The 8194-nt window shown below is 61.5% G+C and carries 10 protein-coding genes and 1 pseudogene; all 11 read left to right on the plus strand.

Annotated elements, in window-relative coordinates; all coding sequences use genetic code 11:
• On the plus strand, positions 1-353 hold a 353-nt coding region (locus QT222_RS11050), incomplete at its 5' end, for an AIR carboxylase family protein (protein ID WP_491477210.1).
• 192 nt (positions 354-545) lie between these two features.
• Entirely contained in the window at positions 546-959 is a 414-nt protein-coding gene (locus QT222_RS11055) for an NADH-quinone oxidoreductase subunit A (protein WP_004572694.1), read from the plus strand.
• Entirely contained in the window at positions 956-1657 is a 702-nt protein-coding gene (locus tag QT222_RS11060) for an NADH-quinone oxidoreductase subunit B (protein WP_004572693.1), read from the plus strand. Before QT222_RS11055 ends, QT222_RS11060 begins: the two co-directional genes overlap by 4 nt.
• Positions 1654-3327, plus strand: coding sequence for an NADH-quinone oxidoreductase subunit D (locus tag QT222_RS11065; protein WP_491477211.1), 1674 nt, complete (start codon positions 1654-1656; stop codon positions 3325-3327). The genes QT222_RS11060 and QT222_RS11065 overlap by 4 nt, the downstream gene beginning before the upstream one ends.
• Positions 3327-4376 (plus strand): complex I subunit 1/NuoH family protein, encoded by a 1050-nt coding sequence (locus QT222_RS11070; protein ID WP_491477212.1) that lies wholly within the window; start codon positions 3327-3329, stop codon positions 4374-4376. Before QT222_RS11065 ends, QT222_RS11070 begins: the two co-directional genes overlap by 1 nt.
• Positions 4373-4834: a NuoI/complex I 23 kDa subunit family protein gene (locus QT222_RS11075; RefSeq protein ID WP_004572690.1), complete on the plus strand. Its 462-nt coding sequence runs from the start codon at positions 4373-4375 to the stop codon at positions 4832-4834. The genes QT222_RS11070 and QT222_RS11075 overlap by 4 nt, the downstream gene beginning before the upstream one ends.
• Before the next feature lie 105 nt (positions 4835-4939).
• The gene (locus QT222_RS11080; protein ID WP_004572689.1) at positions 4940-5200 is read left to right on the plus strand and encodes an NADH-quinone oxidoreductase subunit J; all 261 of its coding nucleotides are present in this window, start codon (positions 4940-4942) and stop codon (positions 5198-5200) included.
• Positions 5197-5565 carry an NADH-quinone oxidoreductase subunit J family protein gene (locus QT222_RS11085; protein WP_491477213.1) on the plus strand — a complete coding sequence of 123 codons (369 nt, stop codon included), beginning with the start codon at positions 5197-5199 and terminating at the stop codon, positions 5563-5565. Before QT222_RS11080 ends, QT222_RS11085 begins: the two co-directional genes overlap by 4 nt.
• Entirely contained in the window at positions 5565-5867 is a 303-nt protein-coding gene (nuoK, locus tag QT222_RS11090; protein WP_004572687.1) for an NADH-quinone oxidoreductase subunit NuoK, read from the plus strand. The genes QT222_RS11085 and nuoK overlap by 1 nt, the downstream gene beginning before the upstream one ends.
• A 4-nt stretch (positions 5868-5871) precedes the next feature.
• Positions 5872-7908, plus strand: coding sequence for an NADH-quinone oxidoreductase subunit L (nuoL, locus tag QT222_RS11095; protein WP_004572686.1), 2037 nt, complete (start codon positions 5872-5874; stop codon positions 7906-7908).
• Positions 7905-8194 (plus strand): annotated as a pseudogene (locus QT222_RS11100) (oxidoreductase); the annotation flags it as partial. The gene nuoL and the pseudogene QT222_RS11100, both read left to right, overlap by 4 nt.

Genomic DNA, 8194 nt, shown 5'->3' on the forward strand with positions numbered 1-8194 from the left:
CGGCTGCCGACCGCGGTATCGAAGTCATCATCGCGGGCGCAGGCGGGAAGTCCGCGGACCTTCCGAACATGACGGCATCCATCGCGTACCCGACGCCCGTCGTCGGCGTCCCCGTCCAAGAGAAGTCCGTCGACTCCGTCATCGGGATGCCGACCGGTGCGCCCATCGTCGCCGTCGACGCCGGGAAATCGTTCAACGCGGCCCTTTCGGCTGTACAGATGCTCTCGCGCGGACACTCCGAACTCGAAGCCCGTCTCGTCGAGTATCACGACGACCTCGTCGCCGACGTGGCTGAGACCTCGGCCGCGCTGCACGACCTCGGTGTGACTGGTTTCCGAGAGTCGTCGCGGTAGGCAACTGCGTCTCCATCTGCGGTCGTTTTTTCCGGTGATGAAGAGCCGCTTTCGGCGGTGAAACCCTCCCGGCGCACGGTTCCGGGCGTCTCTCGCGTATTTTCTAAATAGAAGCCTTCTCGCGCCCGAAACACACAAATCAATGTTTATAGGGGAGCGCTTCTAACCGCCGCACGTCAGGGAGACTACGGCATGAGTGATTGGATTGCAATCGGTGCGATGGGGCTTGTCGGTGTCGGCATACCGTTAGCGATGATGATGGTGTCGGCGCTACTGCGCCCAAGCGTACCGGAACAAGGAAAGAGTGCCACCTACGAGAGTGGTGAGGTGCCGACCGGCACGGCACGCGTCCAGTTTAACATTCAGTACTACATGGTCGCGTTGCTGTTCGTCGTGTTCGACATCGAGACTGTCCTCATTTTCCCGTGGACGGTCATTTACCGCTCCGCCCTCGAACAGGGCGCGTCGCTGGCGACGATTCTGACGCCGATGCTGCTGTTTATCGGTGTCCTCGTCATCGGCCTCGTCTGGGCGTGGCGCAACGGCGCCGTCAAGTGGGTCAAAAGCCCGCAGGCGAACCGTCGTAAGACAGAGAGGCAAGCATGAGTAGCGAACAGAAACCATTCGTCACTGACGATACACAGGTACAGACCGAGACCCGCGACGCCCGCATAGCGGGTGCGGACGACCGGTTCAACTCGAAGCTTCGGGAGGCGTTCGGCTCGTCACCGTTCATCCTCACGAAGTTCGACAAGTTCATGAACTGGGTTCGTGGGTCTTCGATGTTCATGCTGCAGTTCGGTATCGCTTGCTGCAGTATCGAGATGATGCACACGTACGCGATTAAGCACGACTTGGACCGCTTTGCGGCCGGTGTGCCGCGTGCCTCGCCGCGACAGGCGGACGTCATCATCGTCCCCGGGACGATTGTCTCGAAGTTCGCCCCGCGTATGAAGCGCGTGTACGACCAGATGCCCGAACCGAAGTTCGTCGTCGGCATGGGGTCGTGCACCATTTCGGGAGGTCCGTTCCAGGAGGGCTACAACGTCATCAAGGGCGCAGAAGAGGTCATTCCGGTGGACATCCACGTCCCCGGTTGCCCGCCGCGTCCGGAGGCGCTTATCTACGGCATTGCGAAGCTCCAAGAGCGCATCGCAAACGGCGAGTCCAGTCCCGTCACGGTCAAGCCGTACGAACTGGAGCAGTTCGGCGACCTCGAACGCGACGAAATCGTCGACAAACTCGCCGCACAGATCGACGAAGACGACCTCGTCATGCGGTACAACTGGGCTGATTCACCATGAGCCTCGAAGAACCACAACCCGAGGACGCCGCAGAACTCGAAGCTGGCGTCAGCCGCGGAGACGAACTCGCCGATGTGCTCGGCGACCTCGTCATCGGCCGCGAAGAACACATGAACGCGCCCGGCCTCGTCATCCGCCCCGACGAGGTTCAGGAAGCGCTGTTCAAGCTTCGCGACGAAGCCGGATTCGACCACCTCTCGTGTGTGACCGCACAGGAGTACGAAGACCGCTACGAGTCCATCTACCATCTGACGAAGTTCGACGACCGGACCGACGAGGTCAGCGTCGTCGTACCGACGTCGAAGGACGACCCGGTCAGCCAGACGGCAGAGCCCGTCTACCGGACGGCAGACTGGCACGAGCGTGAGGCGTACGACCTCGTCGGCATCCAATACGAGGGTCACCCGGATCACCGCCGCATTCTCCTTCCCGAGACGTGGCAGGGTCACCCGCTGGGTCTCGACTACGACCAAGAACGGCCGCAGATTGCGACGCTCCGTGAGCACGCGAATCCGCTCGAAAAGGACCATCGTGCCGAAGAAGGGAACACGATGTACATCAACATCGGTCCCCACCACCCTGCGACTCACGGCGTGCTTCACGTCAAGACCGTTGTCGACGGTGAACAGGTCGTCGACCTCGACCCCGACATCGGTTACCTACACCGCTGTGAGGAGCAGATGTGCCAGCAAGGGACCTACCGGCACCAGATTATGCCGTACCCCGACCGCTGGGACTACATCTCGGCCGGACTCCTGAACGAGTGGGCCTACGCCCGCGCTGCCGAGGACCTCGCGGACATCGAGGTCCCCGAGTACGCACAGATTATCCGGACGCTCGGTGCCGAACTGTGCCGTATCGCATCGCACATGATTGCGCTCGGCACGTTCGCACTGGACGTGTACGGCGACTTCACCGCCATCTTCATGTACGCCATGCGGGACCGCGAGATCGTCCAGAACATTCTGGAAGACCTCACCGGTCAGCGCATGATGTTCAACTACTTCCGACTCGGTGGCGTCGTCTGGGACCTCCCAGAGCCTCGTGAGGAGTTCTTCGAGAAGATTCGTGACTTCCTTGATGGCCTTCCGGAGGCTCTCGAGGAGTACCACGACATGATTACCTCGAACGAGATTCTCCAGGCCCGTACGGTCGGGACGGGAATCCTGCCGCCGGAAGTCGCAAAGAGCTACGGTGCGACCGGACCGGTCGCTCGTGGCTCCGGCATCGACTACGACCTCCGTCGTGACGACTCCTACGGCTACTACGACGAACTCGACTGGGATGTCATCGTCGAAGACGGCTGTGACAACTTCTCGCGCTTGCTCGTGCGGATGCGCGAGGTCGAGGAGTCGGCCAAGATCATCCAGCAGTGTGTCGACCTGCTCGAAGACTGGCCCGAAGACGAGCGGAACATTCAGGCGAACGTTCCGCGCACGCTCAAGCCGGACGAGGACACCGAAATCTATCGCGCCGTCGAAGGCGCAAAGGGCGAACTCGGCATCTACATGCGTGCCGACGGCACCGACAAGCCAGCCCGGTTCAAGATTCGCAGTCCGTGTTTCTCGAACCTCCAGACGCTCCCCGAAATGTCCGAAGGTGAGTTCATCCCGGACATGATTGCCTCGCTCGGCAGCCTCGACATCGTTCTCGGTGAGGTGGACCGCTAATGTACATGCAAGCGACCCTTTCGGAGACTATCAGCGGTCTCCTCGGTCTCGAAGGTGTCCTTGGCGACGTCGTCGGTGGGCTCGTTGGCGCGTTCATTATCGCCAACATCATGCTCATCATGACGGCAATCGCCGGTCCGTGGGCGAAACGGAAGATTACCGCCGCGTTCGGTGACCGTATCGCAGTCAACCGCATCGGGCCGTTCGGGCTGCTCGTCATTATCCCGGACGCCGTGCGTCTCCTGTCGAAGGAACTCATCGTTCCCGAAGGTGTTGACCGCCCCGCATGGGACCTCGCCCCGATGATTATTCCGTTTTCGGCGCTGCTCGGGTTCGCTGTTATCCCGATGGGTAACGGCATCCAACTCGCAGACCCCGAAACCGGTCTCGCGTTCGCCTTCGCTGTCGCGTCCATCGCGTCGCTCGGTCTCGTCATGACGGGCTACGCGTCGAACAACAAATTCTCGCTCATCGGCGCACTCCGCGCCGTTGCAGCAAACATCGCCTACGAAATTCCGCTCGTCATCACGGCCGCGTCCGTCGTGATTTTCACCGGCTCGCTCCAGATGAGCAAAATAGTCGCCGTTCAGGCAGAGCCGCTCATCTCCGTCGCCGGCATCACGATTCCGACGTGGTTCGCGTTCGTGAACCCGTTCGCGTTCGCGCTGTTCATCGTGGCGAACCTCGCAGAAATCGGGCGTAACCCGTTCGACATCCCCGAGGCACCGACCGAGATTGTCGCCGGGTACCAGACGGAGTACTCTTCGGTGTACTTCGTGCTCATCTACCTCGGTGAGTTCATCCACATTTTCCTCGGCGGCGCTATCGCGGCGACGCTGTTCCTCGGTGGTCCGGCAGGGCCGTTCCTGCCCGGATTCGTCTGGTTCGTCATCAAAATCTGGGCGTTCTTCCTGTTCACCCAGTGGGCGCGTTCCGCAGTTCCGCGCCTTCGCGTCGACCAGTTCCTCGAAGTCGGTTGGAAGGGCATGCTCGTACTGTCCTTCGCCAACCTGGTTCTCACGGCCATTATCGTGGGGGTGATTGCATGATTGGAATCCTGAAAGGCATGGCAGTGACGCTGAAACACGCACTCGACGGGCAGACGTTTACGGTCGAGTACCCCGAGACCGCGCCCGAAGTGAGTCCGCGTTTCCGTGGCGTCCACAAGTTCAGCCAAGAGCGGTGTATCTGGTGCCGTCAGTGTGAGAACGTCTGTCCGAACGATACGATTCAGATCGTTCAGGACGACAAGCGCAACGGCGAGCAGTACAACCTGCACATCGGCCAGTGTATCTACTGCCGACTGTGTGAGGAGGTCTGCCCCGTCGACGCTATTCTACTCACGCAGAACTTCGAGTTCACGGCGGACACGAAGAACGACTTCGTCTACAACAAAGAACAGCTCAAGAACGTCCCGTGGTACAAGGATATCGACCCGCTCAACTCCCGCAACCCCGACCGCAACGCGTGGATTGGCGAGGGCGAAGGAGAGGTCGACTATCAATAACATGACCGCGAGTGAATCGTTCGAGTACCGTCAGCCTGCGTCCGGTACCGGGCGCTGAGGACGTTCTCGAAATGTTCAAAGGGATATCTCAAGGAGACACACACAATGGTTTATGAAACCATCGCGTTCGCGCTGTTCGCCCTCATCACCGTGGGTTGCAGCCTGGGCGTCGTCCTCGTGCGGGACATCTGGCATTCCGCACTCCTGCTCGGGGGCGCGCTCTTGAGCGTCGCGGTGCACTACGTGATGTTGCAGGCGGAGTTCGTCGCCGCCATGCAAGTCCTCGTCTACGTCGGCGGGGTGCTGATTCTCATCACGTTCGCCGTGATGCTGACGCGTATCAATCCGGAGGTGAGTAGTACATGACAACGAAACCGCAACTGAAACTCGGTTCGCACCTCGTGCCCGGACTCGCTGCCGCCGCGCTGTTCGTCGTGATGGCAGTCGTGTTCCTCGGTGCGTCGTTCCCGAACCCACAGGGGTTCGCGGAAGGAGCCAACATAACCGCGAGCATCGGCTATTCGATGTTCAATCTCGACTTCGGAGACGTCGCGGGCGAGAGCATGCTGGTCGCATTCGAAATCATCGACCTCGTTCTCGTCGCAGCGCTCGTCGGTGCCGTCCTCCTCGCACGTCGCGAGGACGAATCCGGCCGGGTGCGGACCATCCTGACCGATGGTGGTCGCGAACTCAAGCGAACGCTGTTCGACGACACGGAGGGTGACAACTGATGGTACCCGCACAGTACTACCTCGTGCTGTCGGCCGCCGTGTTCTGCATCGGTATCTTCGGTCTCTTGACCCGTCGGAACGCACTGTTGTTCCTGATGTCGGTCGAACTGATGCTGAACGCCGCGAACATCAACCTCGTCGCATTCTCCTACTACTGGGGGAACGTGACGGGACAGACGTTCGGTCTCTTCGTGCTGGCGCTCGCCGCCGCCGAAGTCGCGGTCGGTATCGGTATCATCCTCACACTGTACCGCAACTTCGACGACGTGGACGTGATGCAAGCGACCACGATGAGGTGGTAAATTTATGGCAGGTATTCTCGAATTCGCTCCGGCCATCGTCCTCCTTCCGTTCCTCTCGTTCCTGATCGCACTCGGGGCGGGACGGTACATGCCGAAGGGAGGTGCCCTGGCGGGTATCGGCGCAACGGGAGGGTCGTTCGCCCTCGCCGTGGCGACGTTCTTCTCCGTCAGTGGTGGACAGACCTACAACCAACACATCTACACGTGGGCGACCGGTGTCGGTGACGCCGTCACGCTCGACTTCGGCCTCCTCATCGACCCGCTGTCGGCGATGATGCTGGTCATCGTGACGCTCATCGCGTTCCTCGTCCACATCTTCAGTCTCGGCTACATGAACGACGAGGGCGAGACGGGCCTCCCGCGGTACTACGCCGCACTCGGCCTGTTCAGCGCCTCGATGCTCGGGTTCGTTGTCTCGAACAACCTGCTCATGGCGTTCATGTTCTTCGAGCTGGTGGGTCTCTGTTCCTACCTGCTCATCGGCTTCTGGTTCCGCCAGGACGGCCCGCCGAGCGCAGCGAAGAAGGCGTTCCTCGTCACCCGCTTCGGTGACTACTTCTTCCTCATCGGCGTCGTCGCGGTCTTCGCGACGTTCGGCTCCGCAGCCTTCGCCGGTCCCGAAGCCTTCCCGGTGCTCGCCGAAGAAGCGCTCCACGGCGAACACGCGGTCAACACGTTCCTCGGCATGGGTGAACAGGCGTGGTTCACCGTCGTCGGCCTCCTCGTTCTCGGAGGCGTCGTCGGGAAGTCCGCGCAGTTCCCCCTGCACACGTGGCTTCCGGACGCGATGGAAGGTCCGACCCCGGTCTCCGCACTCATCCACGCAGCAACGATGGTTGCGGCCGGTGTCTACCTCGTCGCCCGGATGTACGGTTTCTACGCGCTGACCCCGACGACGCTCGCCATCATCGCCCTCATCGGTGGCTTTACGGCCCTCTTCGCGGCGACGATGGGTCTCGTCAAGCGCGAAATCAAGCAGGTGCTCGCGTACTCGACCATCAGCCAGTACGGCTACATGATGCTCGGGCTCGGTGCCGGTGGTTACGTCGCGGCGACGTTCCACCTCATGACGCACGCCTTTTTCAAGGCGCTCCTGTTCCTCGGTGCTGGTTCGGTCATCATCGCCATGCACCACAACGAGGACATGTGGGACATGGGCGGCCTGAAGGACAAGATGCCCGTGACCTACTACACGTTCCTCTCCGGTTCGCTCGCGCTCGCGGGTATCGTCCCGTTCGCGGGCTTCTGGTCGAAGGACGAAGTCCTCTATGAGGCACTCAACCACGGTCTCGGAACCGAGGGTGGTCTCGGGACCATCCTCCTCGCCGCGTACGCGATGGGTCTGCTCGCCGTGTTCTTCACCGGCTTCTACACCTTCCGGATGGTGTTTCTCACCTTCCACGGGAAGCCGCGCACTGAGACGGCACGCGACCCCCACGGCGTCCGCTGGAACGTCAAGCTCCCGCTCATCGTCCTCGGGACGCTCGCGGCCGTCGCTGGTCTCGTGAACATGGCGCCGGTCGAGGAACTGACGGGGATGCACCTCGCGTTCCTCCACGACTGGCTCGACCACGGCTTCGGCTCGCTGACCGCACACCACTACCTCGAAGTACTCGAAAGCGGTGTCGGCGCGGGTATCCACCCGGCTGGTATCGGCTCGCTCGGTCCGGGCGCACTCTCGCTCGGCCTCGCACTCGCTGGTGCCGGGGTCGCCTATCGTCTGTACAACGTCCCCGAGCCTGTCGAACACACCGACAAGCTCGGCGGTATCAAGACTACGCTGTACAACAACTACTACCAGGACGAGTACCAGGTCTGGATCGCCACCGGCGTCGTCCAGCCCATCTCGCGCGTCCTCGACAAGTTCGACCAAGGTATCGTCGACGGCGTCGTCAACGGTATCTCTAGCGTGAGCCTGTTCGCTGGCGGCCGCGTGAAGCGCCTCCAGACCGGTGTAGTGAGCAACTACGCCGCACTCCTCACGCTCGGGCTGACGGCGTTGCTCCTTGGTCTCGGTCTGATTGGAGGTTGGTTCGCATGATAATCGAAGCGCTCATCGCAGTCACGTTCCTCGCCGCGCTGGTCACATTCGTCCTGCCGGACCGGTACGCCGGCAAGGCGGCCTTCGCGCTGAGTCTGGTTCCCGTCGTCGGGAGCCTCTTTATGTGGCAACAGTACGACGCGAGCGGGAACGCCCTTCTGGGCGGGACGGCCGCGTTCGAAACAGACGTCGTCTGGCTGCAACTCGGCCAGTACGACCTCCACTGGATGGTCGGCGTCGACGGCATCAGCATGCCGCTTATCGTCCTGACGACCATCCTCTCCAC

It is taken from the genome of Haloferax sp. s1 (assembly GCF_058382125.1).